The sequence below is a fragment of the Pseudomonas sp. NS1(2017) genome, from assembly GCF_002269425.1.
Taxonomy (GTDB): Bacteria; Pseudomonadota; Gammaproteobacteria; order Pseudomonadales; family Pseudomonadaceae; genus Aquipseudomonas; species Aquipseudomonas reactans.
Window position 1 is genome coordinate 6,245,714 of record NZ_CP022960.1, and the last position, 26,427, is coordinate 6,272,140.

A 26,427-nucleotide genomic window follows, 5' to 3' on the forward strand; every position below is an offset into this window, starting at 1 on the left:
CTCTACATCGCCTCGATGTGGGTCAACGGCATCACCCAGGGCCTGATGTGGCGTGCGATCAACGATGACGGCACCCTCACCTACTCTTTCGTCGAAGCGCTGCAAGCCAGCCACCCGGGCTACATCGTCCGCGCCCTGGGCGGTGCGTTCTTTGCCGCCGGCATGCTGTTCATGGCCTACAACGTCTGGCGCACCGTGCGTGCCTCCGACCCTGCAGAAGCCGAAGCCGCCGCCAAGATCGCTGTTGTGGGAGCCCACTGATGAAGCATGAAGTAGTCGAGAAGAATATCGGCCTGCTGGCCTTCTTCATGGTCATCGCCGTGAGTATCGGCGGCCTGACCCAGATCGTTCCGCTGTTTTTCCAGGACGTGACCAACAAGCCGGTCGAGGGCATGAAGCCATACACCGCGCTGCAACTGGAAGGCCGTGACATCTACATCCGCGAAGGCTGCGTGCACTGCCACTCGCAGATGATCCGCCCGTTCCGCGCCGAAACCGAACGCTACGGCCACTACTCGGTCGCCGGCGAAAGTGTGTGGGACCACCCGTTCCTGTGGGGTTCCAAGCGTACCGGCCCGGACCTGGCCCGTGTCGGCGGTCGTTACTCCGATGACTGGCAACGTGCGCACTTGTACAACCCGCGCAACGTGGTGCCTGAATCGAAAATGCCGGCGTACCCGTTCCTCGTGGAAAACAAGCTCGACGGCAAGGACACCGCGAAGAAAATGGAAGTCTTGCGCACCCTGGGCGTGCCCTACACCGACGAAGACATCGCCGGTGCAGCCGCAGCCGTGAAGGGCAAGACCGAAATGGACGCATTGGTGGCCTACCTGCAAGGCCTGGGCACCATCATCAAAAGCAAACGGTGACCTACATGGATATCGGGATGATTCGTGGCCTGGGCACCGTCGTGGTGATGGTGGCCTTTATCGGCCTGGCGTTGTGGGTGTTCAGCCCCAAGCGCAAGTCGGAGTTTGAAGACGCGACCTTGCTGCCCTTTGCGGATGATCCCGAAGCCATCAAGCACGTCGAGCAAGCTTCTAGGAGTAACAAAGAATGACTACGTTCTGGAGTCTGTACGTCACAGTCCTCAGTCTGGGTACCATCTTCGCCCTGACCTGGCTGCTGCTGTCGACCCGCAAGGGCCAGCGCGCCGAGCAAACCGACGAGACCGTCGGCCACTCGTTCGACGGCATCGAGGAGTACGACAACCCACTGCCGAAATGGTGGTTCATGCTGTTCGTCGGCACCATCATCTTCGCCCTCGGCTACCTGGCGCTGTACCCCGGCCTGGGCAACTGGAAAGGCCTGCTGCCGGGCTACAACTACCTCGACACCGACAAGCAAACCCCGTTCGCCAACGGCCAGACCGGCTGGACCGGCGTACACGAATGGGAAAAGGAAATGGCCAAGTCGGACGCCAAGTTCGGCCCGATCTTCGCCAAATTCGCGTCGATGCCGATTGAGGAAGTGGCCAAGGACCCGCAAGCCTTGAAAATGGGCGGCCGCCTGTTCGCCTCCAACTGTTCGGTGTGCCACGGCTCCGACGCCAAAGGCGCCTATGGCTTCCCCAACCTGACCGACGCCGACTGGCGCTGGGGTGGCGAACCCGCCACCATCAAGGAAACCATCATGAAGGGCCGCCATGCGGTGATGCCGGGCTGGCTGGATATCCTCAAGGAACAAGGCGTCAGCGACGTCGCCGCGTTCGTGGTGACCAACCTCGACGGCCGCAAGCTGCCCGAAGGCGTGAAAGCCGATGTGGCCAACGGCGAGAAACTCTTCGCCGCCAACTGCGTGGCCTGCCACGGCCCGGCCGGTAAAGGCACCCCTGCCATGGGTGCGCCTGACCTGACCCACCCAGGTGCCTTCATCTACGGTTCGAGCTTCGCGCAACTGCAGCAGACCATCCGTTGGGGTCGCCAGGGCCAGATGCCTGCGCAGGAACAACTGCAAGGCAATGACAAGGTGCATTTGCTGGCGGCGTATGTGTACAGCTTGTCCCATGGGGATAAGAAGGCTGAAGAGCGGTAAGCCCTCGGAACATCAAAGCCCCGCGCAGCGAAAGCTGGCGGGGCTTTGTTCTTTCTGGCTCTCGGGCGATGTCAGCAGGAACTCACTACCACTCGTAGCTTCATACTTGCGGTTCGTGACAGCCAAGTAGTAACGTAACTACATCCAGCCTGACGAAGGGGGAGCCCCTTATGACCATCACGACTATTTCCAGCCGCGAATTCAACCAAGACACAAGTGGTGCCAAAAAAGCCGCCCGCCAGGGGCCTGTTTTTATCACCGATCGCGGCAAGCCCGCCCATGTACTGCTAAGCATTGAGGACTACCAGAAACTGACAGGGCTCAATGCCGACATCGTTGATCTGCTAGTGATGCCAGAAGCGGCCGATATCGACTTCGAAACCGAACGCGCCGTGATCACTCATCGACCTGTGGACCTCTCTTGATGTATCTACTCGACACCAACGTTATTTCTGAACTTCGCAAACCCCACGCCGACGCAAAGGTGGTCGCATGGGCAAAAAGTGTCATCGCTCCACGCATGTTTATCTCAGCGATAACGCTTAAAGAATTGGAGACCGGGGTCTTGCGTATCGAGCGCCGAGACCCGGCACAAGGCAAGGTGCTAAGAACGTGGCTCAAGCGCCATGTAATGCCCGCTTTTGATTCCAGGATTCTGCCGGTGGATACCGCAGTCGCCCTGCGTTGTGCACATCTGCATGTGCCTGACCGGACCAATGAAAGTGATGCACTGATTGCCGCTACCGCTCTGGTTCACGGGCTGACCGTGGTAACGCGCAACATCAGCGATTTCAAATCCAGTGGCGTTCCACTGATCAATCCATGGGACGAATGACCTGCTTACCCACCAAAACCGTCCATACTTCACAAGTCAATTGACCCAGATCACCTACACCATCAATTGATTTCCCCCAACGCGACCAAAGGTCGCACCCTTTGCACAGCATCGGGGGCGTATCATTAGGCCACTGCAACACCCCTAATTTGACCCCGGTTGGCACGTACTGGCCGAGGCAAATCTCCACCGCCGTGGGATGCAATGATGAGCAACCAAATACCGGTACATGACGTTACCCCGCCTGCCAAAACTGTCGACCTCTACGCCTCGCGAGAGAAGATCTACACCCGTGCCTTCACTGGCCTGTTCCGCAACCTGCGCATGCTCGGCGGTGCTGGCCTGTTCCTGCTCTACTTCGGCACCGTGTGGCTGAATTGGGGTGGCCACCAGGCCGTGTGGTGGAACCTGCCGGAGCGTAAATTCTTTATTTTCGGCGCGACCTTCTGGCCCCAGGACTTCATCCTGCTGTCTGGCATTCTTATCGTCGCGGCATTTGGCCTGTTTTTTATCACCGTGTACGCCGGGCGTGTGTGGTGCGGTTATACCTGCCCGCAAAGCGTGTGGACGTGGATCTTCATGTGGTGCGAGAAGGTCACTGAAGGCGACCGCAACCAACGCATCAAGCTCGATAAAGCGCCCATGGGCGCCAACAAGTTCCTGCGCAAATTCAGCAAGCACACCCTGTGGCTGCTGATCGGTTTTGTCACCGGCATGACCTTTGTCGGCTACTTCTCGCCGATCCGCGAACTGGTGTTTGACTTCTTCACCGGCCAGGCCGATGGCTGGTCGTATTTCTGGGTGGGTTTCTTCACCCTCGCCACCTACGGCAACGCCGGCTGGCTGCGCGAACAGGTGTGTATCTACATGTGCCCATACGCACGCTTCCAGAGCGTGATGTTCGACAAGGACACCCTGATCGTTTCCTACGATCCACGCCGTGGCGAGCTGCGTGGCCCGCGCAAAAAAGGCGTCGACTACAAGGCCCAAGGCCTCGGCGATTGCATCGACTGCACAATGTGCGTGCAGGTGTGCCCGACCGGTATCGACATCCGCGACGGCCTGCAGATTGAGTGCATCGGCTGCGCCGCGTGTATCGACGCTTGCGACAACATCATGGATAAGATGGAGTACCCCCGCGGCCTGATCAGCTACACCACCGAGCACAACCTGTCGGGGCAGAAAACCCACAAATTGCGCCCGCGTCTGATTGGCTACGCGCTGGTGCTGCTGGCGATGATCAGCCTGTTGGTGGCCGCGTTCTTCATGCGCTCGCTGGTGGGTTTCGACGTGAGCAAGGATCGTGTGCTGTATCGCGAAAACGCCGAGGGTCGCATCGAAAACGTCTACAGCCTGAAGATCATGAACAAGGACCAGCGCGACCACACCTACGTGCTCGACGCCTCCGGATTGCCAGACCTCAAGCTGCAAGGCCGCCGCGAGATCAGGGTGGCCGCCGGTGATATCGTCAGCATGCCGGTCGAGCTGTCGAGTGCGCCAGAACAACTGCCGTCGAGCACCAACGAGGTGAAATTCATCCTCACCGATGCCGATGACGCCAGCGTCCATATTGAAGCCAAGAGCCGATTCATCGGCCCACAAGTTCGTTAGAAGAGAGCAGAATAATGTCCGTAGCCACTGCCGCAAGCCCCTGGTACAAGCACCTCTGGCCCTGGATCATTATCGGGATCCTGGCCTGCTCGGTGACCTTGACCCTGTCCATGGTGACCATCGCGGTGAACAACCCGGACAACCTGGTCAACGACAACTACTACGAGGCCGGCAAAGGCATCAACCGCTCCCTGGACCGCGAACTGCTGGCCCAGACCCTGCAACTGCGCGCCAAGGTGCACCTGGATGAGCTGACCGGTGAAGTCGAAGTGAACCTCACTGGCAACAGCAACCCGACCACCCTGGAATTGAACCTGATTTCCCCGACGCAGCCGGAGAAGGATCGCAAGATCAACCTGGCCCGCAGCGACAGCGAACCCGGTCGCTACATCGGCCAGATCACCGACAAGGTCGAAGGCCGTCGCTTCGTCGAATTGCTCGGCGTCGAAGGCGACCGCACCTGGCGCATGTTCGAAGAAGAACAGGTCAGCCACGACAAGGACTTGCTGCTGGGCGATGAACCGTTGCAGGGTGCTGAAGACCTGAAAAAATAGCAGCGCCATGACCAGCCCAACTCCCTGCTACCACTGCGCCCTGCCCGTTCCGTCGGGCAGCCGCTTCACCGTAGTGATCCTCGGCGAACGCCGCGAGCTCTGTTGCCCAGGCTGCCAGGCGGTGGCCGAAGCGATCGTGGCCGGCGGCCTGGAAAGTTATTACCAGCACCGTAGCGAAGCCTCGGCCAACCCCGAGGCATTGCCGGTGCAACTGGTGGACGAGTTGGCGCTGTACGACCGCGCCGACGTGCAAAAACCTTTTGTGCGCCACGAAGGCGAACTGGCCGAAGCCACCCTGTTGATGGAAGGCATCAGCTGCGCCGCCTGTGGCTGGTTGATCGAAAAACACCTGCGCAGCCTGCCCGCCGTGGCCGAGGCGCGGCTGAACCTGTCCAACCATCGCCTGCAGGTGCGTTGGGTCGACGGACAACTGCCGCTGAGCCAACTGCTCAGCGAATTGCGTCATATCGGTTACGCCGCTCACCCCTATCAGCCGGACCGCGCCGCCGAGCAACTGGCCAGCGAAAACCGCCTGGCCCTGCGCCAATTGGGCGTGGCCGGGCTGTTATGGTTCCAGGCGATGATGGCAACCATGGCCACCTGGCCAGAATTCAATATCGACCTGAGCCCGGAGCTGCACGTGATCCTGCGCTGGGTGGCGATGTTTCTTACAACGCCCATCGTGTTCTACAGCTGCGCACCGTTTTTCAAAGGCGCCATGCGCGACCTGCGTACGCGCCACCTGACTATGGACGTTTCGGTGTCATTGGCCATCGGCGGTGCGTATCTAGCGGGGATCTGGACCGCGATCACCGGCGTGGGCGAGTTGTACTTCGACGCGGTGGGCATGTTCGCGCTATTCCTGCTGGCCGGTCGCTACCTTGAGCGCCGCGCCCGCGAACGCACGGCGGCCGCCACTGCGCAATTGGTCAATTTACTGCCCGCCTCATGCCTGCGCCTTAAAGCCGATGGCCAAAGTGAGCGCATCCTTCTCCCTGAGTTGGCACTCGGCGACCGCGTATTGGTCCACCCTGGCGCCGTGCTGCCAGCGGACGGCGTGATCCTCGATGGGCAATCGAGCATCGATGAATCCCTGCTCACCGGCGAATACCTGCCGCAACCGCGCCAGACCGGCGACGCGGTCACCGCAGGCACCCTCAATGTCGAGGGCGCCTTGACCGTCGAAGTACGCGCGTTGGGCCATGACACGCGCTTGTCCGCCATCGTGCGGCTGCTGGAGCGGGCCCAGGCCGAGAAACCTCGCCTGGCACAGATCGCCGACCGCGCCGCGCAGTGGTTCCTGTTGTGCTCGCTGATCGCCGCCGCGTTGATCGGCCTGCTGTGGTGGGAGCTGGATGCGTCGCGGGCGTTCTGGATTGTGCTGGCGATGCTGGTCGCGACCTGCCCCTGCGCGCTGTCCCTCGCCACCCCTACCGCCCTCACCGCCGCCACCGGCACCTTGCACAAACTCGGCCTGTTGTTGACGCGCGGCCATGTGCTGGAAGGGCTGAACCAGATCGACACGGTGATTTTCGACAAAACCGGCACCCTCACCGAAGGGCGCCTGGCATTAAGAGCCATCCGCCCCCTGGGCAGCATGAGCACCGACCTGTGCCTGAGCCTCGCGGCCGCCCTGGAAAACCGCTCCGAACACCCGATTGCCCGCGCCTTTGGCCGTGCGCCAATGGCCGCCGATGAAGTCGTCAGTTCGCCAGGGCTGGGCCTTGAAGGGCGTGTCGGCGAGCGCGTATTGCGCATTGGCCAGCCGGGGTTTGTCTGTGAACTCAGTGGTTGCCCGATTCCTGCTGCGCCGGAGGTTTCTGGCCAATGGCTGCTGCTGGGTGACCGCGAAGGCGCGCTGGCCTGGTTCGTCCTCGATGACCGCCTGCGCAGCGACGCGCCGGCCTTGCTCGCCGCGTGCAAGGCACGTGGCTGGCGCACGCTGTTGCTGTCCGGCGACAGTTCGCCGATGGTCGCCAGCGTCGCCGCCGAACTGGGAATCGACGAAGCCCATGGCGGCCTGCGCCCCGATGACAAGCTGCAGGTGCTGCAACAACTGCACAAGGAAGGCCGCAAGGTGTTGATGCTCGGCGACGGGGTCAACGATGTGCCGGTGCTCGCCGCCGCCGATATCAGCGTGGCCATGGGTACGGCCACCGACCTGGCCAAGACCAGCGCCGACGCGGTGTTGCTGTCCAACCGCCTGGACGCCCTGGTACAGGCCTTTACCCTGGCGCGGCGCACCCGCCGGGTAATCATTGAAAACCTGCTGTGGGCCGGGCTGTACAATGGCCTTATGCTGCCGTTTGCCGCCCTGGGTTGGATCACCCCGATCTGGGCCGCAATAGGCATGTCCCTCAGTTCGTTGACCGTGGTGCTCAATGCCCTGCGCCTGACTCGCCTGCCGAGCGCGCCGGCAGCCCGAGCCCCCTCAGTAACCCGCCCGCTGCCGGTGTGAGCCGCACGGCCATGGAGTGCAGATGCCAGCTTTATACGTGATGATTCCGGCGGCGCTGCTGTTAGTGGGCGTGGCCATCTACATCTTCTTCTGGGCAGTGGACAGCGGCCAGTACGACGACCTCGACGGCCCGGCCCATAGCGTGCTGTTCGACGATCAGGACCCGAACCACCTGGCCGGTATCGAAGAGGCCAACCACGCCGAACAACCGCCGAAAGACCCGCCCCATGCTTGAACTGGCGCCCCTGCTGGTCTCCGCGTTGATCCTCGGCCTGCTTGGCGGCGGCCATTGCCTGGGCATGTGCGGTGGGCTGATGGGCGCGCTGACCCTGGCGATCCCCAAGGAACAGCGCGGCCGCAGGTTTCAACTGCTGTTGGCCTACAACCTGGGGCGCATCTTCAGCTATGCCGCTGCGGGCGTGTTGATTGGCCTGGCCGGTTGGGCAGTGGCGAACAGCCCAGCGGCGATGTTCATGCGCGTACTGGCCGGGTTGTTGTTGATCAGCATGGGCTTGTACCTGGCCGGCTGGTGGAGCGGCCTCACCCGTATCGAAAGCCTCGGGCGCGGCCTGTGGCGCTATATACAGCCAGTCGCCAACCGTTTGCTGCCCGTGTCCAGCGTACCGCGCGCCTTGCTGCTGGGCGCGCTGTGGGGCTGGTTGCCGTGCGGGTTGGTCTACAGCACCTTGCTTTGGGCGGCGAGCCAGGGCAATGCGCTGGACAGCGGGTTGCTGATGCTGGCGTTCGGCCTGGGCACCTGGCCGGTATTGCTGGCGACAGGATTGGCCGCCGAGCGGGTAACGGCGTTATTGCGCAAACGCAGCGTGCGGATGACCGGTGGCTTGCTGGTCATACTCTTCGGTATCTGGACGTTGCCAGGTCCGCACCAGCACTGGCTAATGGGCCATTAAAGCGCCATGTGGCATAGCGCCGCTCCCTGTTGATGCAAATCAAGATGCCATCCCCGCCACGCCCCTAGACTCGGCCCACTAGCCTATCCGGGGGAACGCCCGCATGCTCGACGCCATTCGTTGGGACACCGATCTGATTCACCGCTACGACCTGGCGGGACCGCGCTACACGTCCTACCCCACCGCCATACAATTCAACAGCCAGGTCGGCACTTTCGACCTGCTTCACGCCCTGCGCGACAGCCGCAAAGCCGTACGACCGTTGTCGCTGTACCTGCATGTGCCGTTCTGCGCGAACATCTGCTACTACTGCGCCTGCAACAAGGTCATCACCAAGGACCGTGGCCGCGCCCAGGCCTACCTGCAACGCCTGGAGCAAGAGATCCAACTGGTGGCCTGCCACCTCGATCCGAAACAGCGGGTTGAGCAACTGCACTTCGGCGGCGGCACTCCGACCTTTCTCAGCCACGATGAACTGCGCCAGGTCATGGGCTGCCTGCGCCAGCACTTCAATTTGCTGGATGACGACTCCGGCGACTACGGCATCGAGATCGACCCACGTGAAGCGGACTGGGCGACCATGGGCCTGCTGCGTGAACTGGGGTTCAACCGCGTAAGCATCGGCCTGCAAGACCTCGACCCCGAGGTGCAACGGGCGGTGAATCGCCTGCAGAGCCTGGAGGAAACCCGCGCGGTGATCGACGCGGCGCGCACCCTGCAATTTCGCTCGATCAATATCGACCTGATCTACGGATTGCCCAAGCAAACGCCGATCAATTTTGCGCGCACCGTGGAAGAGGTGATCAGGCTGCAACCCGACCGTCTGTCAGTATTCAACTACGCGCATCTGCCGGAACGCTTCATGCCCCAGCGGCGCATCAACACGGATGAACTACCCTCCCCCGCGTCAAAGCTCTTGATGCTGCAAACCACCATCGAACAACTGACCCAGGCCGGCTACCGCTACATCGGCATGGACCACTTCGCCCTGCCCGACGACGAGTTGGCCATCGCCCAGGAAGAAGGCACTCTGCAACGCAACTTCCAGGGCTACACCACCCACGGCCATTGCGACTTGATCGGGCTCGGAGTGTCGGCGATCAGTCAGATCGGCGACCTGTACTGCCAGAACAGCAGCGACCTCAACGGCTACCAGAACACGCTGGCGGGTGCGCAACTGGCCACCAGTCGCGGCCTGGTGTGCACCACGGATGATCGGTTGCGGCGGGAAGTGATTCAGCAGTTGATCTGCAATTTCAGCCTGGCCTTCGAGACGATCGAGCAGGCCTTCAACATGGATTTTCGCGGGTACTTCGACGACATCTGGCCACAACTTGACGCCATGGCCGAGGATGGCCTGATCGAACTCGACGCCCAGGGCATTCGCGTATTGCCAGCCGGGCGATTGCTGGTGCGTTCGGTGTGCATGGTGTTCGATGCCTACCTGGAGCACCAGAACAGGCAACGATTTTCGCGGGTGATCTGAGCCCGTACTATTTCGCCGCCAGGGACATGGCTTCCATCTGCGACTCGGCGGACTCGCCCTTCATGGCCTTGCCCAATTGTGTGTGGGCCATCGACAGGCTGCTCTGCAACGTCGCCAACGCTGACCGCAGGTTATCCATCCGCGCCTTGCGCTGCTCTGGCGTCATTGAAGTATCACTATTGAGCGCAGCCAATTCGGCCTGTTTATCGGCGATCTGCTTTTTCAGCTCACGGATCATTTTCAGCAATTGCTTGGCATTGTCTTTGAGGTTGCTGCTGTCGATATCCTTGTTGCGATCATTCCTCGCAGCCTTGAAGCCAGCGGTGGAAATCGTCACGGCCACCGCTTCGGCGGGCTTTGCTTCAGCGGCGGGCGCAGGGGGGCTGGTCTTTTCTTCCCCGGCAGCAGCAGGCTTTGTATCCGGCACCGTCGGCAGGCGAATGGCAGGATGGTTGGCAGCAATAACAGACATAATCTGAGCTCCGGCTCATGGAGGTACATCACTGTATCGACGCCGTTACAAAAATCTTTATACGGTTGCGGGTTTTGTGTACACGCTGGCCTCACCTACCCCCAGTGCGTTACCCTTACGTCTTATGTGTGTTTTCCCACAAGGATTTAAGAAATGTCCGAGCCAGTTAAACTGCGCGCTCACAGCCAGGCTCATTGCAAGGATTGCAGCCTGGCCCCCCTCTGCTTGCCACTTTCGTTGAATTTGGAAGACATGGATGCGCTGGACGACATCGTTAAACGTGGCCGCCCACTGAAAAAAGGCGAGTTTCTGTTCCGCCAGGGCGACAAGTTCGATTCCGTTTATGCAGTACGTTCGGGTGCGTTGAAGACATTCAGCCTGAGCGACAGCGGCGAAGAGCAGATCACTGGTTTCCACTTGCCCAGCGAACTGGTGGGTTTGTCGGGCATGGACACCGAGATTCACCCGGTGTCGGCCCAGGCGCTGGAAACGACATCCGTTTGCGAAATCCCCTTCGAACGCCTGGACGAACTGGCCCTGCAATTGCCGCAACTGCGCCGCCAGTTGATGCGCGTGATGAGCCGTGAGATCCGTGACGACCAGCAAATGATGCTGCTGTTGTCGAAGAAAACCGCCGACGAGCGCATCGCGACCTTCCTGGTCAACCTGTCGGCGCGGTTCCGTGCCCGTGGTTTCTCGGCCAACCAGTTCCGCCTGAGCATGTCGCGCAATGAAATCGGCAACTACCTGGGCCTCGCGGTGGAAACCGTGTCCCGCGTGTTTACCCGCTTCCAGCAGAACGAGCTGATCGCCGCCGAAGGTAAAGAAGTGCATATCCTCGACCCGATCCAGCTGTGTGCGCTGGCCGGTGGCTCGCTGGAGGGTTGATGCAGACACTTGCGGCCGCGCCAACCGGCGAGGCCGCAGGTATACTTCGAGTCCGTTTCCAGCCCCAGGACTCTTCGACGATGACCTTCGATTCGTTCGACATCAAATCCCTGATCCGCCCCGTCATCGACTTCCCCAAGCCTGGGGTGATCTTCCGTGACATCACGCCATTGTTCCAATCACCCCGCGCCCTGCGCCTGGTGGCGGACAGCTTTGCCCATCGGTATGTCGAGGCCGAGTTCACGCATATCGGCGCGATGGATGCGCGCGGCTTCCTGATCGGTTCTATCATCGCCTACCAACTGAACAAGCCGCTGATCCTGTTTCGCAAGCAAGGCAAGCTGCCGGCTGACGTGCTGGCCGAGGGTTACCAGACCGAGTACGGCGAGGCGTTCCTTGAAGTGCATGCCGACAGCCTGTGCGAGGGCGATTCGGTATTAATGTTCGATGATTTGATCGCCACCGGCGGCACCCTGATCGCAGCAGCGAATCTGGTGCGGCGCATGGGGGCGACGATCTTCGAAGCGGCGGCGATTATTGATCTGCCCGAGCTGGGCGGTTCGCAGCGCCTGGAAGACATGGGCATCCCCACCTTTTGCCTGACGCAGTTTGCGTTGAGCGAGCAGTGATCAAAGCCCCATCTGCTTGCTGATGATTTCATTCATCACTTCGCGGGTGCCGCCACCGATGGACAGGATGCGGTTGTCGCGGTACAGCCGCTCCACCAGGCTGCCGCGCATAAACCCCTGGCCCCCAAGAATCTGCACGGCGTCATAAGTGACGCGGTCGGCAGTGTCAGTGGCAAGGTTCTTGGCCATGGAAATCTCCTTGATCACGCTGATACCGGCGGCCATCTTGGCCGCCTGCCGGTAGGTGAATTCCCGTGAGACTTCCACCGCAGTGGCCATCTCCGCCAGACGATGCTTGATCACCTGGAATTTGCCGATGGGTTTGCCGAAGGCTTCGCGTTGCGCAGCCCATTCGAGGCTTTCCTCCAGCGCCATCTGCGCCGTCATGTTGGCCATCAATGCCAGGGCCAGCCGCTCGCTCTGGAAGTTGCCCATGATGCAGGCAAAGCCCATGTTTTCAGCGCCGATCAGGTTGCCGACGGGCACGCAGCAATCGTCGAAGAACAATTCAGCGGTGTCCGACGCCCACCAGCCCATTTTCTTCAGGGGCTGGCCGACGGTGAAACCGGGGGTGTCTTTTTCGATCAGCAACAGGCTGATGCCGGCAAAGCCTGGCCCGCCGGTGCGGACGGCCACGGTATAGAAATCTGCGCGGCTGCCGCTGGTGATGAAGGTCTTGCTGCCGCTGACGCGGTAATGCTCGCCGTCGCGAATGGCGCGAGTTTGCAGGTTGGCCACATCCGAACCTCCGCCCGGTTCGGTGACGGCCAGGGCGATGATCTTCTCGCCCGACAACACCTGCAGCGCCACGCGCTCACGGACCTGCGGTCGCGCCCATTTGACGATAGGCGGCAAGCCAATATCCAACGACCCCAACCCCGCCACGACGCCGCCGGAGCCGCAACGCATCAGCTCTTCGCTGGCCGCGACCTTGGCGAACAGATCGCCTTCATGGCTACCGCCCAACGTTTCCGGGTAGCCGATGCCAAGAATCCCCGCCGCGCCGGCCTTGAGGTACAGCTCACGGGGAAAGCTCTCCGCCTCCTCCCACTGTTCGATGCCCGGCAGCAGCTCGCGCTCGACGAAGCGACGGACGCTGTCGCGGACCAATTGGTGGCTGGGGTCGAAGTAGTCCTGGTAGGCAGACATCGGCAAGCTCCACGGTGAGGTGAAGCGAACTTACCAAGCGCTTGCTTGGTTATCAAGCCATCCGTTAGAGGGCGATAGGTTTGCGACCAGCAAAGGAATGCGCCAGCGTGCCGCCATCCACCAACTCCAACTCGCCGCCCAACGGAACGCCGTGGGCGATACGCGAGGTGATCAGGCCTTTGTTGGTGAGCAATTGCGCGATGTAGTGCGCGGTCGCCTCACCTTCCACCGTCGGGTTGGTGGCCAGGATCACTTCAGTGAAAGTGCCCTGTTCTTCGATGCGGGCCACCAGTTGCGGAATGCCGATGGCTTCTGGCCCCAAGCCGTCCAGCGGCGACAGGTGACCCTTGAGCACGAAGTAACGGCCGCGATAACCGGTCTGCTCCACCGCGTACACATCCATCGGCCCTTCGACAACACACAGCAGTGTGTCGTCGCGACGTGGGTCGGCACATTGCGGGCAGAGTTCTTCTTCAGTGAGGGTGCGGCACTGGCGGCAGTGGCCGACACCCGTCATGGCCTGGCTCAAGGCCTGGGCCAACCGGATGCCGCCGCTGCGATCACGCTCCAGCAGTTGCAGTGCCATACGCTGGGCGGTTTTCTGGCCCACACCCGGCAATGTGCGCAGGGCGTCGATCAGTTGGCGAATCAGGGGGCTGAAGCTCATGGGCGAAGGGTCCGACAAAACAACGAGACGCGGTTTATACCCGCGCCCCGGATAAGCGTCAAATGCGCACGACCAACTTGCCGAAGTTGCGCCCTTCCAACAAACCGATAAAGGCCTCGGGTGCCTGCTCCAGGCCCTCGACCACATCCTCGCGGAACTTGATCTTGCCGTCACGCACCCACGGCGCCATGGCGCTCTGGAACTCGGGCTGGCGATCGCCGTAATCATCGAACACGATAAAACCCTGGATGCGCACGCGCTTGGTCAGCAACGTGCGTTGCAGGGCCGGCAGCCGGTCGGGGCCACTGGGCGCTTCATGGGCGTTGTAACCGGCGATCAGCCCGCACAGCGGAATGCGCGCCTTGGGATTGAGCAGCGGCACCACGGCATCGAACACCTTGCCGCCGACGTTTTCAAAATAGATGTCGACGCCCTTGAAGCACGCGAGAGCCAAATCATTGGCGAAGGTGGCGCTCTTGTGGTCGATGCAGGCATCAAAGCCCAACTCGTCCACCACATAGCGGCACTTGTCTGCGCCCCCTGCGATGCCGACCACGCGCAAGCCCTTGAGCTTGGCCACCTGCCCCACCACCGAGCCGACCGCACCCGACGCTGCGGCGACGACCAGGGTTTCCCCGGCCTTGGGCTGCCCAATGTCCATAAGACCCATGTAGGCGGTCATGCCCGGCATGCCCAGCACACCCAGGGCCATTGACGGACTGGTCAACCCCTTGGGTACCGGCATCAAGTTGCGGCCATCGGAAATGCTGTGGCTCTGCCAACCGGTCGAGCCGACAACCAGGTCGCCCACTTCAAATTTCGGATTTCGCGATTGCTCGATACGGCTGACAGCCCCACCGGTCATCACTTCGTCGATTTCCACCGGCGCTGCGTAGGACGGTGCGTCGCTCATGCGTCCGCGCATATAAGGGTCCAAGGACAGGTACAACGTCTTCAGCAGGACCTGGCCGTCTGCCAACTCCGGCAGATTCACGCGCTCCATGCGAAAGTTTTCCGGAGTCGGTGCGCCTTGGGGGCGTGAGACCAGGACAATGCGCTGGTTCAGGGTCGGTTCTTGAGGCATGAAGGGGCTCCTTTATCGAATCCATCGGTATAGGGTGCAGACCATGCGTGCCGTGCCAGGGTTCGATCAGATTTGGCACAAACAAAAATGCCAGGCACAAGGCCTGGCATTGGAGTCTAGCCAAAACTACCGGATCAGAACGGCAGCTTCATGCCCGGTGGCAATTGCATGCCAGCGGTCACGCCGCCCATTTTTTCCTGGCTGTTGGCTTCGATCTTGCGCACGGCGTCGTTGACGGCCGCGGCGAACAAGGCTTCGAGCATTTCCAGGTCATCTTCACCAACGCCTGGCAGCACGCTTGGGTCGATGCTCACGCGCTTGATGTCGTGACGACCGGTCATCACCACGCTGACCATATCGCCACCGGCTTTACCGGTGACTTCGGCGTTGGCCAGTTCTTCCTGCATCTTGGCCATTTTTTCCTGCATCTGCTGCGCCTGCTTCATCAGGCCGGCCATGCCACCTTTCATCATGGGAATCACCTCAAAAGTACGTGGATCAAGTTAGTAGCCCGGTGTCAGGACGCCTGGGGCACCGGGGCTTCGACAGGTTCAATAGTATCGTGACGGACGACCGCACCGAACTGTTGCATCATTTGCTGGATGAGCGGATCACCGTGGATCGAGTCCTCGGCCTCACGCTGGCGGTTGATACGCCGGCGGGTCGCGGCCTGGGCCGGGGTTTCCTGCTCCGGCTTGATCAGCTCGATGGTAATGGTCAGCGTACGCTCATGGTACTGGTTGAGTGCGTCATTCAGGCGACGTTGCTGGGTTGCGTTGAACAGGGCGCTGTGGGCCGGGTCCAGGTGCAACAACCAGTGATCGCCGTCAATGGAAATCAGGGTGCAGTTGGCGGCGATGCTACCGGTCATGCCGGAAATCGGCAGCTTCGGAAACAATTCCAGCCATTGCAAGGCCAGGCCAGTGGCCGGCGCGGCAGCGGGTTCCGCCTCGGGTTCAGGGACCGGCTCGGCGGTGTGTTCGCTGGCCAGGTCGTCCAGGTAGCTGTAAGCCGAATCCATGTCCGGCTCGATGTAGTCCTCGTCCAGCGGCGGCTCGTCGTCGAGGTCGATGCCCGGCGTGGCGGCTTCCACCTGGGCCACGGTCGGCTCGGGAACCGGCGCGGACACCCATTCAGGCGCGTCCGGCACCACACTGTCCGGGGTCGGCGTGGGCATCGGGGTCAGCTCGGGCTGCTCGGCGGTGGTTTCCAGCACGGGCTCCACGGCGGGCACTTGCTCGACTTCGACTTCAGCGTCTACCGGGTCATTCCAAGGCAGGTCTACGACCGGTTCAGGTTCGACAATGGGATCCGGCTCGGGCACCGGCGCAGCGACCACAGGCTCAGGCTCGGGCACCGGAGCGGCCGGCGCAGGCGCAGCAACCACTGGCGCGACAACCGCTGCGCCAGCCACTGGTTTGGCGGAATCAACTGTGGCCTGGCTGATCCCCACTGGCTTTAGCGGCTGTCTCGGCGCATCGGCCGAATCGGCGGGCCGGAACGCCAACATCCGCAACAGCACCATTTCGAAGCCACCACGCGGGTCGGGCGCCAGGGGCAGGTCGCGGCGGCCGATCAGGCCCATCTGGTAGTAGAACTGTACATCTTCGGCCGGCAACGCCTGGGCCAGGGCCAATACACGGTCGCGGTCGCCATGGCCGTTGTCGACACCCTCAGGCAGGGCCTGGGCGATGGCAACGCGGTGCAACACATTGAGGATTTCCGAGAGCACACCATTCCAGTCCGGGCCTTGCTCCGACAGGTGACGCACGGCTTCGAGCAACGCCTTGGCGTCGCCTTCGATCAGCGCATGCAGCACGTCGAATACCTGGCCGTGGTCGAGGGTGCCAAGCATGGCGCGCACGTCGGCGGCCATGACCTTGCCTTCGCCAAAGGCGATGGCCTGGTCGGTGAGGCTCATGGCATCACGCATCGAGCCATCGGCAGCGCGGCCGAGCAGCCACAGCGCGTCGTCTTCGAACGGTACGTTCTCGACGCCCAGCACATGGGTCAAATGCTCGACCACCCGCTCGGGGGTCATGTTTTTCAGGGAGAACTGCAAACACCGCGACAGAATCGTTGCAGGAAGTTTCTGCGGGTCGGTGGTGGCCAGGATGAATTTGACGTAGGGCGGCGGCTCTTCCAGGGTTTTCAACAGGGCGTTGAAGGAATGGCTGGAGAGCATGTGCACTTCGTCGATCAGGTAGACCTTGAAGCGGCCACGGCTCGGCGCGTACTGCACGTTGTCGAGCAGCTCGCGGGTGTCTTCGACCTTGGTACGGCTCGCGGCGTCGATCTCGATCAGGTCGACAAAGCGCCCTTCGTCGATCTCCTTGCACACGGAACAGGTGCCGCACGGCGTTGAAGTGATACCCGTTTCACAGTTCAGGCATTTGGCGATGATGCGCGCAATGGTGGTCTTGCCCACCCCCCGCGTACCGGTGAACAGGTAGGCGTGGTGCAGCCGCTGGCTGTCCAAGGCATTGATCAGAGCCTTGAGCACATGGGTCTGGCCGACCATTTCGCGGAACGAGCGCGGACGCCATTTACGTGCAAGAACCTGATAACTCATCGAAAACCGTCGCAACTGGGAAACAGAAGCCGGTAATGCTAGCGGAGCAAGGGGGAAATTGCATCCGGCACGCTTGCCTAATCTGACTAAGCTCATGTGACTGGCCCCGAAAAGGCCTGAACCCGGAGAGCTTATGCGCGCAGTCCTGGGCGTTTTATGGATGATTGCCACGACCAGCCTTGCAGCGCCCGCACCGCTGCGCTTCTCGGTTTCCGACAGTTGGGCGATGCCCATGGTCCAACTGGAGGACGGCCGGCCTACCCAGGGCATTTTGTATGACGTGATGTTAAGCCTGGCCACCCAGGTCAGCCACCCTGCGCAATTCCATGTACTGGCCCGGGCGCGCATCTCCAGCGCCATGGAACACGGTGATATCGATGTGCGCTGTTATGTCACCCAGGCCTGGGTCGACGACCAATCCGGCGACTACACCTGGAGCGTGCCACTGATGGTGCAGCGCAACCTGTTGGTCAGCACCCACATCCCCCCGCAGCCCATACACATCGACACGCTCGCGCCACAAGCCATCGGCACCGTGCTCAATTACCGCTACGCCACCCTGGACCCGCTGTTTGCCAGCGGCCAACTCAGCCGCGACGATGCGCGCAGCGAAGAGCAGGTGCTGCACAAACTGGTGGCCGGACGTTTCAAGTTCGCGGTAATCAATGAATGGATACTCGACCGCTTCAACCAGCGAATGCCGGTGGGCAAACACCTGCACAAGGTGGCCGTGATCGATGAACAGAACCTGGGCTGCACCGTGCGCAATGACCCGAACGTGCCGGTGCAGTTGATCCTGCGCACCTTGTTGCGGATGAAGATGTCGGGTGAGATCGACCAGATCATCCAGCTCTACACCGGTGAGACTCCTGACAGGAACTGACAGCACCGCCTTATAGACTCGGCTCCCTCACCACACACGCTTCCAAGGAGCCCGCATGCACACCGTCGCCCATTACTTTTTGCTCTACGTCGACAGCCCGGCCACCAGTGCCAACTTCTATAGCCGCCTGCTGGACAAGCCGCCGGTGGAACTCAACCCGACGTTCGCCCTGTTCATTCTCGACAATGGCGTGAAGCTGGGACTGTGGTCACGCCATACCGTGCAGCCGGCAGCGCAGCTCACGGGCGGTGGCGGCGAAGTGGGGTTGTCCCTGGCCGACAAGGCCGCGGTGGATGCCCTGCACGATCTGTGGGTAGAGCGCGGCGCGACGATCACCCAGTCACCGACCACCCTGGATTTCGGCTACACCTTCGTCGCCGAGGACCTCGACGGCCACCGCCTGCGCGCGTTTTGCCTGAGCGACTGACCGCCAGCGCCCTTCCAGGCTGATGGCAGCCACGCTGGCCAACACGATCACACCGCCCAGCACCACTTGCAGGGCGATGTGCTCACCCAGTAGCGTCGCCGCCATCGTCATGGCCACGGGCGGGATCAGGTACATCGCCACCGAGGCACGGCTGACCTCGACATGTTTCAACACATAACCCCAGGCCAGGTACGCCAGGGCACTGGGGAAGATCCCGAGCACCAGCACCGCGAGGTTTTCCGGCAATGGCGCCTGCATCACGGCAGCGGGCAGGCCCGGTAGATTCACGCAGAGCATCAAGGTGCCCGCCCACACCATGTAGCACGCCATCGTCAGCGGGCTATAGCGATGGGCGTAGTGTTTCTGGATGGCGAAATACAGGCTCCACGACACGGCCGCGAGCAGAATCAACAGGCCGCGCGGGTCGATATCGCCCATGCCATGATCACCCCAGATCACCACCAGCACACCCAGCAGGCCGAGCAACACACAGCTCCAGCGCCAGAGGCTGACCCGTTCCTTCAAGCAGAAAAACGCGATCAATACGCTGAACAATGGCGCCGATTGCGCCAGCACGCTGGAAGCCGCCGCCGTCACGAATTGCTGTCCGTAATTCAGGCTGGTGTGATGCAGGAACACCCCGAAAAAACTCAACACCAGCAGCCACGGCAGATCCCGCATACGTGGCCGACCAATGCCCATCACCAGCGCCACACCGGCCATGAACACCGAGGCGATCAAGAACCGCAGCAACGCCAGTTGGCCAGGGCTGTAGCTGTGCAGTCCCATGTGCACGCCAATCGGCGAATAGGCCCAACAGAGGATGACGCTGGCGATGACTAGCGTAAGCTTCAGGGGTGACGGGGTGTTCATCGACGGCATCCGAAAACTGAGAAGGAATGCCGTCAGTCTTGGCCCGCACAAGGCGTAAGACAATTAACCGTTTCTGACTTCTGAAATCACTGGAACTGAGCAATGGAACTGGCCCAACTGAAAATGGTGCGAGCCGTGGCGCAAACCGGCAGCGTGGCCCAGGCCGCCGTGCAACTGCATTGCGTGCCGTCCAACATCACCACGCGCATCAAGCAACTGGAAAGCGAGTTGGGCACGCCGCTGTTCATCCGCGCCGGGCGTGGGCTGGCGATCAGCGCGGCGGGGGAGATTTTCCTCGAATACTGCGAACGTATCCTGGCCCTGGTGGACGAATCCAAACGCGCCGTGGACGCCAACGCCATTCCCCGCGGCACCTTGCGCATCGGCGCGGTGGAGTCCAGCGCCAGTGGCCGTCTGCCGCCGCTGTTGGCGGAATATCACCGACGCTACCCGGATGTCAGCCTGGAACTGGTGACCGGCGCCTGGGGCGAGTTGCTCGATGACCTGCAACACCATCGCCTGGATGTCGCGCTGGTGGCCGCCGGCAACAAACGCGCAAAGCTCGAACACAGCGTGGTCTACAGCGAGCGCCTGGTGCTGATCGCCAGCGCCTCCAGCGAACCGATCCGCAGCGCCGAAGACCTGGCTGGCCGCACCTTGCTGGTATGGCCGCCGGGTTGCCCCTATCGGGCAGCGCTGGAAAACTGGGTCAAGCCCCATGCCTTCAAGCCGACCATTGCCAGCTATGCCAGTTGGGGCACGATCATTGGTTGCGTGAGTGCCGGGATCGGCGTCGCCCTGGCGCCGGAAGGCATCCTGGCCCGCTATGAGCAGGCCAATCAGCTGGCGTCGTACCGGTTCGATGAACTGCAGGCGGTGGACAACCTGCTGTTCTGGCACAAGGACACCCAGCGGCATCTGGCGCGGGACGCGTTTGCCGGGTTGTTGCGTGAGACCTTTGGCTGATCAGCTTTTTGGGGCTGACAAACGGCTGTACTGATCTTGGCTGATCCACCCGATAAACGAGCGGTCATCGGCATTGATGAACTCGACCTGGGCCCAGCCATCCTTGAAAGCCAGCACACCGACCACGTCATTCTTGACGATGTAGGGTCGCTTGGCGGCCTTGGCACTTGGGGTTTTCAGCAGGTAAGCCTTGGCAGCGGATACCTGCACCAGGCCGATCCACTTTTTGTTGGCGGTCTGGGTCAGGTCCAGGCCGGTGGCGATCTCTGGCATCAGAACACTCAAGCAACCGGGATGCTGGCGACCCTGTTCCACGGTCAGGGTCACGCCGTCCGAGGAAGGCGCCACGCTGCCGGGGTAGGCATTGTCGTTCCAGGTGGTCAGCGCTGAGGGCTTGCCTTGCAGGTAGAACGTGCAACTGCGAGTAACGCCCTCGCCCATCTCTTCCGCGTAATAGCCTTCCACCTGATGCTCAGGCGTCACCGCCAGCATCAGCCCTTCGTATTTTCCGGAATGCAACGCAGGCGAACCGGCAAATGCGGGGACAACGGCGCACAACGACAACACACCCACTGCTAGAAAACGGATCATCTTATTTTTTTCCTTCAAGTTTCTCGTAGGCTTCTTTCATCAGGACGTCATAGTTGCCGTAGTCCTTGCCGTTATAGTTACGGGCCATCGAAGTGAAATCCTTGGCTTTCATGGCCGTCATCAACGCCGGGCTGTTAGCGCAAAACGCGAGAAACGCCTTCAGTTGGTTACCGACATTCACTTTTAATGCCGCGGCAAACTCAAACACCGTTTTGTAACCGCATGAGGCGTAGTTGAAGCCCATGGTCTGAAACATGCCCCACGACGCCGACATCAACGCCGCTTCCTGGTCCAGGGCGAATGCAGTGGCCATGGTTTCCCAGGCCTTGACCTGGTCCTTGTTATTGACCTGCCACTGCGGCCCGGCCTTTCTCACATAGATGTACGAAAGCAGCGGATGCGCCTGGTCGTAGATATGCTTGGTGTACTTGCGAAATTGGTGACCTTCAAACGCAATGATCGGTAACTTGGCCGGCCCGAAACCCGAGCGACCACCGGACTCCACCGTGGCGAAGGCCCTGATGACATTCACCGAAATGCCGTTGCCCAACTGCTTGGCGGCATTCTGAAAATCCGTATCGGTGAGCGTCATGCCGCCATCGCACGTGGCCTGCAGCATCAATTGGCGATTGCGCCGCTCAGCCTCGATCATTGCCCGCATACGGTCCAGGTACACGTTGACGGTGGCTTGCACCGCGTCACCCTGGTTGTTACCGAATGCATTCAGAAAGCTTGGAATACGCATACTCGGAAAGGCCTTCACCGGTACCTTCACCGCCTCTTCGATCAGGCTGTTGAAGGTTTTACCGGTCGGGTCGATCACACCATCGGGGTGCGCGTATTTGAGATGACGGAACTGATACTGGCTGATGCACTGCACCAACTGACCGTCGCACTTGCCGTTTTCGGCCAGTGGGAAGCCCAGTTTGGGAATGATCAGATTGAATAAATATTGGATGCACTGCACATCGGAAGGCAAGTTGCGGGCTTTACCGGGCGCGCCTACCGAAGCACTGATAAGACGGGGCAACCCTTGCAGGCTTTTCATCACAGACATCCTTGTTAGTTAAAGAAGTGATAGCACTTCAATATCAATTCCACACCCTTGTCATACTCTGAAACAAGTGGCTGGCGGAAACTAACAAGGTGGTTTTAGGTTGTCCAGAGCGACCGCTGAAAGTTGTGAAACAGCCGAATTAAATAAGTCAGTAACCGTGAAATTCACGGGTTTTCTGATACGTGTGGAAATCAATCCACTCAACCACGTCGTAAGGCAGGTAAAGCTGCACCCGCGCCCGGGAAATCGCGATGTATACCGCGCACAGCCGCTGGTCGAATGCGTAGGCGTCCTTGAACTTCACGTTGGTCAGCAGTTCGGGCGTCAGCAGCACCCGGTCGAACTCCATGCCGCCGGCCTCCTCCGCCAACATCAGCAGGCAGCGTTTGCCGGGGACACCGCTGAGGCGGTTCAAGCGCGTGATATCGGCAACGTTGAAACCTTTTTCCAACTCGCTCTCGACCCACAGGAACGACTCGTCGTACTGGCTGGCATCGCGCACCTGTTGCCAGTCGTCCATGTCGCTGAAGTAAGCATGGGGGCCGTTGTCGTTGTGCTCGTTGCTGTAGAACTCTGGCTTGAACAGCGCGATGACGCTGATCATGAAGCGCTGCAGATCCTGCTGCGCAGCACTGTCGAAGAAGCCAAATGGGCAGTTAGCCTGTTGCAACTGGATGGCCCATTTCATGGTGTCCCAAGGGGACGCGGTCAACACCACGCAGCCTTCGGGCGGCACGAAACCCTGAGGGTAATGCTCAATGCCGACGTCGGCATCCCGCGCGCCTTCGAAGGGTGTCTTGCCCTTCTGCGAGTGCACGCTGATCAGCGGGTTGACCAGGCGCTCGACGTTGCGGCCCGAGCGCACGGAGTAATTGATGTCGGTGTGCCGGACTTCGCGCTTGCGCCTGACCATTACACCGCTGGCCAACTGGTACTCATCGCCAAGGGTGATCAGCACTTGCCGGCCACGCTCGATAATCTGCAACAACGAAGGCGGAATGTCCTGGCTTTCATCGATCAGCACATGGGTGTAGCGAGTCGGCACCACGCATCCATCGAGGCTCGCGCGCTTGATCAGCAACAGGGCTGCGAAGGCCGTCTGACCGGCCCATTGCGGGTTGGCTTGAACGTACGTCCACAACCGGCTGGAGTACTCCAGCAACGCCTGGGCATCCACGCTGGACAGAGGCTGTTTGAAATGCGGCAAATGCCTTGCCGACAGACTGTGATGGTTGGAGTGGCAATAGCTGTCGAGCACCTTCAGGCAGATATCGAGCGTGGCCGCGCCATCGTGTCCGCGCCAGCCATGGATATTCAAGGTCTGGGAGACTTCGTGTTTGCCGGGCAACCGGGCTGGCGCGGCCTGGGCGGAGGGGCGCTGCCCCTGCAACAGCGCCTTGGCGAAGGCGGCAAAGGTCGAACCGGTCTTGCTGTCCTTGGCCAGCCCCATGCGTTCACGCAGGGTGGCGAGTTTTGCTCCGGTGCGCGCCAGTATCAAGGTTTGGGCGGGCCGCAGGCACTCCATCAAGGCGCCAAGCAGGTGGCTCTTGCCGATGCCGGCATAGCCCTGGACATGCAGGTCTTCGTTCAGGTTGGCGCGAAAGGTCCGCACCAGCTTGTCCTGCGCCGGGCTGAGCCAGCGCTCGCGGTGCCGGGGCGTGACCATCTGCTGGCTGAATGGATCGTTGCTGCGCAAATGGCGGACCTTGTAGCCGATATCCCATTTACCCGTAGGCAGCAGGTAATCCCGCGCCGCGACTTCTTCAGCCGAGAGCAGGCGCAGATTGACGGTTTTAAGGGCATTGAAGCCGAAGTACAACTTGCGTGGATCGAACAGCCGCTGGGCTTCGGGCAACAACGTGGCGGCGCCCTCTGCCTGGGTTTCCACTGCCCAATCGAGCAACTTGGCCAAGATGCGCTCGGCACCCGCGCAGGTCAGGTCCTTTTCCGCCGCCTGGGCCAGGTTCTGGATAACCAGCACCGCGGCCAGCTCCGGGTCTGTCAGACCGACCAGGGCCGTGGCAGCGTCAGCGCCAAGCAGGGCCGTGCAGGTTTCCTCCGTGACAGGCAGGAAGACGGGGCTGGATAAATCAAAGTGTTCCGGTTGCATAACGCCTCGCCGCCAGGGAATCAGGCATTGCCCTGACCGTCCAGTTCAAACCGATACTCCCCCAGGGAGCCCGACATACCGCCGCAATGAGGGCCTGCGTCAGCCGTAGCGGCCATCGCGCTGACCTGCTGCTGGAGTTCGAAGACCGCCATATCCAGCAGCCGGCGCAGGTCTTCGGCACTCTGTGCGGCTACATTCAATTGCAGCGTATAGGCGCCCGTAAGAGACGGCGGCGCTGGATCGGCGGGCGGTGCGGGCTCATTGGCCACCTCCCCCGTCCGGATCATTTCCGCCTGGCTGAGGATTTCCGCGTGCTCGTCGTCCATAAGGTCCAGCACCCGCGACAATTCCAGGGTCTGTTCAGGATGGGATTGAATGCGGTCCTTGATCTCCAGACGCCGCATCTGCCACTCCCGCAGCTTTTCGCGCGTGAGGTCGTCGACTTTTTCCACGTGTATTGTCTCCGGATGCCAGGCACTGGAGTATGCCGCCATGGACTGCCCGATGGCAGATGGCTTGAAAGCATTTTTTGAATTGATTTTGAGGAGGTGTTGCAAGGAAGAGCGTTATGGAGGCAACCCCACCAGCCACACCCCGGCACACAATGTTCCCGCTGTGGCTGCTGCCTTCCGGCTCTGACCAGGTTCACGGGTAATCGTTGCGGGGGGACCGATGGGGTCACCATAACGACGCCTGCCTCTCGGCAAGCGGGGCCATTGTACCGATCTCATCGGAAGTTACAACCGTTCGGGCCGGATTAAAAATATTCGATGGTTCAAGCACTTGACTGGCGGTTTCGCATGATTCCCTGTAGGAGCGAGCTTGCTCGCGAAAAACTAGAGAGCGTCTCGATAAACCAGGAACACTGCGTCATCGTTGACGTTCTTCGCGAGCAAGCTCGCTCCTACAAAAGAACGGCTTCGTCTGCTCGGCCACCTTCTTCCTGAATCACCAGGTGGATGAAGTGCAGCTTGGCAATCACCGCCGGTGGCAGCACGAAGGGATAGAAATCCGGCTGGCCCATGCTGCGCGACAGTTCATTGAGCATGCCGGCCAGCTCGATCCAGGCGTTGACGAACGACAGGAACGCCACGCCGCCGGGGTGTTCGGGGTCGTAGAGGGTGGTGAGCGGGAATGGCTGGTAATCCAGGTCCATCTCGCGGGCGCTCATGCCAAAGCCGAGGGCGGTGTCGACGGCGTCCATCATGTGCAGGTAGTGCGCCCAGGTTTCGGCCCAGTCTTCCCAGGGGTGCATGGTGGCGTAGGCACTGACGCAGGTTTGCTGCCAGTCCGATCGTGGGCCGTTCTGGTAGTGCTGGTCGAGAGCGTCGGCGTAACTGGCGCGTTCGTCGCCGAACAAGTGGCGAAACGGTTCAAGCCAATGGGTATTGGCGATCAGGCGGTCCCAGTAGTAATGGCCGACCTCATGGCGAAAGTGCCCGAGCAGGGTGCGGTAAGGTTCGCGCATTTGCACGCGGACTTTTTCGCGGTGGGCGTCGTCGGCTTCCTTGATGTCCAGGGTGATCAGGCCGTTGGCATGACCGGTCATTGGCGCGTTGCCTTCCAGATCGATGCCGACAAAGTCGAAAGCCAGGCCGGTATCTTCGTCGACGCTTTTGGGCACCACCTGCAAACCCAGGCTGATCAGTTGCGCGACGAGGCGACGCTTAGCGGTTTCGACTTTGCGCCAGCGCTCGTGGTTTTCCGGGATCGACAAGTCAGGAATGGTGCGGTTCAGGCTGCACGCCACGCACAGCGGCGCGGTGCTGTGCGCCGGAATCAGCCAGTTGCAGGCGGCCGGGGTGTCGAGGTTGGCGCAGCGGCGGAAGGCGCCGGCGTCGAGGTTGCCGTCCTGAAGCCAGGTGCCTTCGACCGGGCCGGGTTGCAGGGAGGCGAGCCGACTTTGTTGGGATTGATAGCCCAGCAGGGCCTGGCAGGCCAGGCACTGGCTGTTGCGAAAGAACAGCGATTGGCCACAACGGCACTGCCACACTTTGCTGTCGCGGGAGCTGCCGGCTACGAAGGGTGCTGCAATGCGCGAACTGAGTTGCTCGAAGTAGCGGAACATGGCGATCTCTCCCTGGGTGACTGAGACTAGATCATTTCCCGTTACCGATCGTTCAACATGCCTTCTGTAGGAGCGAGCTTGCTCGCGAAGAACGTCAACGAT

Annotated in this window: 28 protein-coding genes, 1 other RNA gene and 1 pseudogene; 17 read left to right on the forward strand and 13 right to left on the reverse strand. The window is 61.1% G+C overall.

The features are described from left to right. The 12 genes and pseudogenes from CI807_RS31985 to hemN all read left to right on the forward strand — a co-directional run. Positions 1-261 (forward strand): annotated as a pseudogene (locus CI807_RS31985) (cytochrome C oxidase Cbb3); the annotation flags it as partial. Next, complete coding sequence (ccoO, locus tag CI807_RS29005) at positions 261-869, forward strand: cytochrome-c oxidase, cbb3-type subunit II (protein WP_095017204.1); 609 nt, start codon at positions 261-263, stop codon at positions 867-869. The pseudogene CI807_RS31985 and the gene ccoO, both read left to right, overlap by 1 nt. 5 nt (positions 870-874) lie before the next feature. Continuing rightward, the gene (locus CI807_RS29010; protein ID WP_003175465.1) at positions 875-1,060 is read left to right on the forward strand and encodes a CcoQ/FixQ family Cbb3-type cytochrome c oxidase assembly chaperone; all 186 of its coding nucleotides are present in this window, start codon (positions 875-877) and stop codon (positions 1,058-1,060) included. Further along, complete coding sequence (gene ccoP / locus CI807_RS29015; RefSeq protein WP_095017205.1) at positions 1,057-2,034, forward strand: cytochrome-c oxidase, cbb3-type subunit III; 978 nt, start codon at positions 1,057-1,059, stop codon at positions 2,032-2,034. Before CI807_RS29010 ends, ccoP begins: the two co-directional genes overlap by 4 nt. A gap of 170 nt (positions 2,035-2,204) precedes the next feature. After that, a complete protein-coding gene (locus CI807_RS29020; protein WP_010208555.1) occupies positions 2,205-2,459 on the forward strand; it encodes a type II toxin-antitoxin system Phd/YefM family antitoxin in 255 nt (84 codons plus the stop codon). Next, a complete protein-coding gene (locus CI807_RS29025; RefSeq protein ID WP_095017206.1) occupies positions 2,459-2,869 on the forward strand; it encodes a type II toxin-antitoxin system VapC family toxin in 411 nt (136 codons plus the stop codon). The genes CI807_RS29020 and CI807_RS29025 overlap by 1 nt, the downstream gene beginning before the upstream one ends. Positions 2,870-3,076: 207 nt before the next feature. Beyond that, a complete protein-coding gene (ccoG, locus tag CI807_RS29030; protein ID WP_095017207.1) occupies positions 3,077-4,480 on the forward strand; it encodes a cytochrome c oxidase accessory protein CcoG in 1,404 nt (467 codons plus the stop codon). Between the two features lie 14 nt (positions 4,481-4,494). Continuing rightward, entirely contained in the window at positions 4,495-5,034 is a 540-nt protein-coding gene (locus tag CI807_RS29035; RefSeq protein ID WP_095017208.1) for a FixH family protein, read from the forward strand. 7 nt (positions 5,035-5,041) lie between these two features. After that, positions 5,042-7,492: a heavy metal translocating P-type ATPase gene (locus CI807_RS29040; RefSeq protein ID WP_095017209.1), complete on the forward strand. Its 2,451-nt coding sequence runs from the start codon at positions 5,042-5,044 to the stop codon at positions 7,490-7,492. A 22-nt stretch (positions 7,493-7,514) separates the two neighbouring features. Continuing rightward, the gene (gene ccoS, locus CI807_RS29045) at positions 7,515-7,727 is read left to right on the forward strand and encodes a cbb3-type cytochrome oxidase assembly protein CcoS (RefSeq protein WP_095017210.1); all 213 of its coding nucleotides are present in this window, start codon (positions 7,515-7,517) and stop codon (positions 7,725-7,727) included. Beyond that, entirely contained in the window at positions 7,720-8,403 is a 684-nt protein-coding gene (locus CI807_RS29050; protein ID WP_038847970.1) for a sulfite exporter TauE/SafE family protein, read from the forward strand. The genes ccoS and CI807_RS29050 overlap by 8 nt, the downstream gene beginning before the upstream one ends. Positions 8,404-8,506: 103 nt before the next feature. Then, the gene (gene hemN, locus CI807_RS29055) at positions 8,507-9,889 is read left to right on the forward strand and encodes an oxygen-independent coproporphyrinogen III oxidase (RefSeq protein WP_095017211.1); all 1,383 of its coding nucleotides are present in this window, start codon (positions 8,507-8,509) and stop codon (positions 9,887-9,889) included. Positions 9,890-9,896: 7 nt separating this feature from the next. Here the strand turns inward: hemN and CI807_RS29060 are convergent, their stop codons facing one another. Next, on the reverse strand, positions 9,897-10,361 hold the full coding sequence (locus CI807_RS29060; RefSeq protein ID WP_095017212.1) for a hypothetical protein: 465 nt from the start codon (positions 10,359-10,361) through the stop codon (positions 9,897-9,899). A 153-nt stretch (positions 10,362-10,514) separates the two neighbouring features. On the opposite strand from CI807_RS29060, the gene fnr reads away from it, so the two are divergent. Both fnr and CI807_RS29070 read left to right on the forward strand, forming a co-directional pair. Next, positions 10,515-11,249, forward strand: coding sequence for a fumarate/nitrate reduction transcriptional regulator Fnr (gene fnr, locus CI807_RS29065; RefSeq protein WP_016979302.1), 735 nt, complete (start codon positions 10,515-10,517; stop codon positions 11,247-11,249). Between the two features lie 80 nt (positions 11,250-11,329). After that, positions 11,330-11,878, forward strand: coding sequence for an adenine phosphoribosyltransferase (locus CI807_RS29070; RefSeq protein WP_095017213.1), 549 nt, complete (start codon positions 11,330-11,332; stop codon positions 11,876-11,878). Here the strand turns inward: CI807_RS29070 and CI807_RS29075 are convergent, their stop codons facing one another. The 5 genes from CI807_RS29075 to dnaX form a co-directional block, all read right to left on the reverse strand. Next, positions 11,879-13,027, reverse strand: coding sequence for an acyl-CoA dehydrogenase family protein (locus CI807_RS29075; RefSeq protein WP_095017214.1), 1,149 nt, complete (start codon positions 13,025-13,027; stop codon positions 11,879-11,881). Between the two features lie 64 nt (positions 13,028-13,091). Beyond that, positions 13,092-13,694: a recombination mediator RecR gene (recR, locus tag CI807_RS29080; RefSeq protein WP_095017215.1), complete on the reverse strand. Its 603-nt coding sequence runs from the start codon at positions 13,692-13,694 to the stop codon at positions 13,092-13,094. A 58-nt stretch (positions 13,695-13,752) separates the two neighbouring features. Further along, the gene (locus tag CI807_RS29085; protein ID WP_095017216.1) at positions 13,753-14,778 is read right to left on the reverse strand and encodes an NADP-dependent oxidoreductase; all 1,026 of its coding nucleotides are present in this window, start codon (positions 14,776-14,778) and stop codon (positions 13,753-13,755) included. A gap of 134 nt (positions 14,779-14,912) precedes the next feature. Next, a complete protein-coding gene (locus tag CI807_RS29090; RefSeq protein ID WP_003175481.1) occupies positions 14,913-15,251 on the reverse strand; it encodes a YbaB/EbfC family nucleoid-associated protein in 339 nt (112 codons plus the stop codon). A gap of 44 nt (positions 15,252-15,295) precedes the next feature. Beyond that, positions 15,296-17,350: a DNA polymerase III subunit gamma/tau gene (dnaX, locus tag CI807_RS29095; RefSeq protein ID WP_095017217.1), complete on the reverse strand. Its 2,055-nt coding sequence runs from the start codon at positions 17,348-17,350 to the stop codon at positions 15,296-15,298. Positions 17,351-17,483: 133 nt separating this feature from the next. Here dnaX and CI807_RS29100 point away from each other — a divergent pair, with 133 nt between their 5' ends. Together CI807_RS29100 and CI807_RS29105 are read left to right on the forward strand one after the other, a co-directional pair. Next, on the forward strand, positions 17,484-18,233 hold the full coding sequence (locus CI807_RS29100) for a transporter substrate-binding domain-containing protein (RefSeq protein WP_095017218.1): 750 nt from the start codon (positions 17,484-17,486) through the stop codon (positions 18,231-18,233). A 55-nt stretch (positions 18,234-18,288) separates the two neighbouring features. After that, the gene (locus CI807_RS29105) at positions 18,289-18,660 is read left to right on the forward strand and encodes a VOC family protein (RefSeq protein ID WP_095017219.1); all 372 of its coding nucleotides are present in this window, start codon (positions 18,289-18,291) and stop codon (positions 18,658-18,660) included. Here the strand turns inward: CI807_RS29105 and CI807_RS29110 are convergent. After that, a complete protein-coding gene (locus CI807_RS29110; RefSeq protein ID WP_095017220.1) occupies positions 18,574-19,533 on the reverse strand; it encodes a DMT family transporter in 960 nt (319 codons plus the stop codon). The genes CI807_RS29105 and CI807_RS29110 overlap by 87 nt on opposite strands. A 102-nt stretch (positions 19,534-19,635) precedes the next feature. On the opposite strand from CI807_RS29110, the gene CI807_RS29115 reads away from it, so the two are divergent. Next, on the forward strand, positions 19,636-20,499 hold the full coding sequence (locus CI807_RS29115; protein ID WP_095017221.1) for a LysR family transcriptional regulator: 864 nt from the start codon (positions 19,636-19,638) through the stop codon (positions 20,497-20,499). On the opposite strand, the gene CI807_RS29120 is transcribed toward CI807_RS29115, so the two are convergent. The 6 genes from CI807_RS29120 to CI807_RS29145 all read right to left on the reverse strand — a co-directional run bounded on the left by CI807_RS29120 (position 20,500) and on the right by CI807_RS29145 (position 26,325). Further along, positions 20,500-21,090 (reverse strand): hypothetical protein, encoded by a 591-nt coding sequence (locus CI807_RS29120; protein ID WP_095017222.1) that lies wholly within the window; start codon positions 21,088-21,090, stop codon positions 20,500-20,502. A gap of 1 nt (position 21,091) precedes the next feature. After that, positions 21,092-22,138, reverse strand: coding sequence for an N-acetylmuramidase family protein (locus CI807_RS29125; RefSeq protein WP_028617487.1), 1,047 nt, complete (start codon positions 22,136-22,138; stop codon positions 21,092-21,094). Positions 22,139-22,295: 157 nt separating this feature from the next. Beyond that, entirely contained in the window at positions 22,296-24,257 is a 1,962-nt protein-coding gene (locus tag CI807_RS29130; RefSeq protein WP_095017223.1) for an AAA family ATPase, read from the reverse strand. Between the two features lie 20 nt (positions 24,258-24,277). After that, on the reverse strand, positions 24,278-24,709 hold the full coding sequence (locus tag CI807_RS29135) for a hypothetical protein (RefSeq protein ID WP_095017224.1): 432 nt from the start codon (positions 24,707-24,709) through the stop codon (positions 24,278-24,280). Between the two features lie 126 nt (positions 24,710-24,835). After that, positions 24,836-24,932, reverse strand: an RNA gene (gene ffs, locus CI807_RS29140) — signal recognition particle sRNA small type. A gap of 229 nt (positions 24,933-25,161) precedes the next feature. After that, on the reverse strand, positions 25,162-26,325 hold the full coding sequence (locus tag CI807_RS29145) for a putative zinc-binding metallopeptidase (RefSeq protein WP_095017225.1): 1,164 nt from the start codon (positions 26,323-26,325) through the stop codon (positions 25,162-25,164). Positions 26,326-26,427 lie beyond the last annotated feature (102 nt).

Bases quoted from the DNA above. Each gene is read 5' to 3' on its own strand.
- ccoO (WP_095017204.1), top strand. From the start codon at position 261: ATGAAGCATGAAGTAGTCGAGAAGAATATCGGCCTGCTGGCCTTCTTC.
- CI807_RS29010 (WP_003175465.1), top strand. From the start codon at position 875: ATGGATATCGGGATGATTCGTGGCCTGGGCACCGTCGTGGTGATGGTG.
- ccoP (WP_095017205.1), top strand. From the start codon at position 1,057: ATGACTACGTTCTGGAGTCTGTACGTCACAGTCCTCAGTCTGGGTACC.
- CI807_RS29020 (WP_010208555.1), top strand. From the start codon at position 2,205: ATGACCATCACGACTATTTCCAGCCGCGAATTCAACCAAGACACAAGT.
- CI807_RS29025 (WP_095017206.1), top strand. From the start codon at position 2,459: ATGTATCTACTCGACACCAACGTTATTTCTGAACTTCGCAAACCCCAC.
- ccoG (WP_095017207.1), top strand. From the start codon at position 3,077: ATGAGCAACCAAATACCGGTACATGACGTTACCCCGCCTGCCAAAACT.
- CI807_RS29035 (WP_095017208.1), top strand. From the start codon at position 4,495: ATGTCCGTAGCCACTGCCGCAAGCCCCTGGTACAAGCACCTCTGGCCC.
- CI807_RS29040 (WP_095017209.1), top strand. From the start codon at position 5,042: ATGACCAGCCCAACTCCCTGCTACCACTGCGCCCTGCCCGTTCCGTCG.
- ccoS (WP_095017210.1), top strand. From the start codon at position 7,515: ATGCCAGCTTTATACGTGATGATTCCGGCGGCGCTGCTGTTAGTGGGC.
- CI807_RS29050 (WP_038847970.1), top strand. From the start codon at position 7,720: ATGCTTGAACTGGCGCCCCTGCTGGTCTCCGCGTTGATCCTCGGCCTG.
- hemN (WP_095017211.1), top strand. From the start codon at position 8,507: ATGCTCGACGCCATTCGTTGGGACACCGATCTGATTCACCGCTACGAC.
- CI807_RS29060 (WP_095017212.1), bottom strand. From the start codon at position 10,361: ATGTCTGTTATTGCTGCCAACCATCCTGCCATTCGCCTGCCGACGGTG.
- fnr (WP_016979302.1), top strand. From the start codon at position 10,515: ATGTCCGAGCCAGTTAAACTGCGCGCTCACAGCCAGGCTCATTGCAAG.
- CI807_RS29070 (WP_095017213.1), top strand. From the start codon at position 11,330: ATGACCTTCGATTCGTTCGACATCAAATCCCTGATCCGCCCCGTCATC.
- CI807_RS29075 (WP_095017214.1), bottom strand. From the start codon at position 13,027: ATGTCTGCCTACCAGGACTACTTCGACCCCAGCCACCAATTGGTCCGC.
- recR (WP_095017215.1), bottom strand. From the start codon at position 13,694: ATGAGCTTCAGCCCCCTGATTCGCCAACTGATCGACGCCCTGCGCACA.
- CI807_RS29085 (WP_095017216.1), bottom strand. From the start codon at position 14,778: ATGCCTCAAGAACCGACCCTGAACCAGCGCATTGTCCTGGTCTCACGC.
- CI807_RS29090 (WP_003175481.1), bottom strand. From the start codon at position 15,251: ATGATGAAAGGTGGCATGGCCGGCCTGATGAAGCAGGCGCAGCAGATG.
- dnaX (WP_095017217.1), bottom strand. From the start codon at position 17,350: ATGAGTTATCAGGTTCTTGCACGTAAATGGCGTCCGCGCTCGTTCCGC.
- CI807_RS29100 (WP_095017218.1), top strand. From the start codon at position 17,484: ATGCGCGCAGTCCTGGGCGTTTTATGGATGATTGCCACGACCAGCCTT.
- CI807_RS29105 (WP_095017219.1), top strand. From the start codon at position 18,289: ATGCACACCGTCGCCCATTACTTTTTGCTCTACGTCGACAGCCCGGCC.
- CI807_RS29110 (WP_095017220.1), bottom strand. From the start codon at position 19,533: ATGAACACCCCGTCACCCCTGAAGCTTACGCTAGTCATCGCCAGCGTC.
- CI807_RS29115 (WP_095017221.1), top strand. From the start codon at position 19,636: ATGGAACTGGCCCAACTGAAAATGGTGCGAGCCGTGGCGCAAACCGGC.
- CI807_RS29120 (WP_095017222.1), bottom strand. From the start codon at position 21,090: ATGATCCGTTTTCTAGCAGTGGGTGTGTTGTCGTTGTGCGCCGTTGTC.
- CI807_RS29125 (WP_028617487.1), bottom strand. From the start codon at position 22,138: ATGAAAAGCCTGCAAGGGTTGCCCCGTCTTATCAGTGCTTCGGTAGGC.
- CI807_RS29130 (WP_095017223.1), bottom strand. From the start codon at position 24,257: ATGCAACCGGAACACTTTGATTTATCCAGCCCCGTCTTCCTGCCTGTC.
- CI807_RS29145 (WP_095017225.1), bottom strand. From the start codon at position 26,325: ATGTTCCGCTACTTCGAGCAACTCAGTTCGCGCATTGCAGCACCCTTC.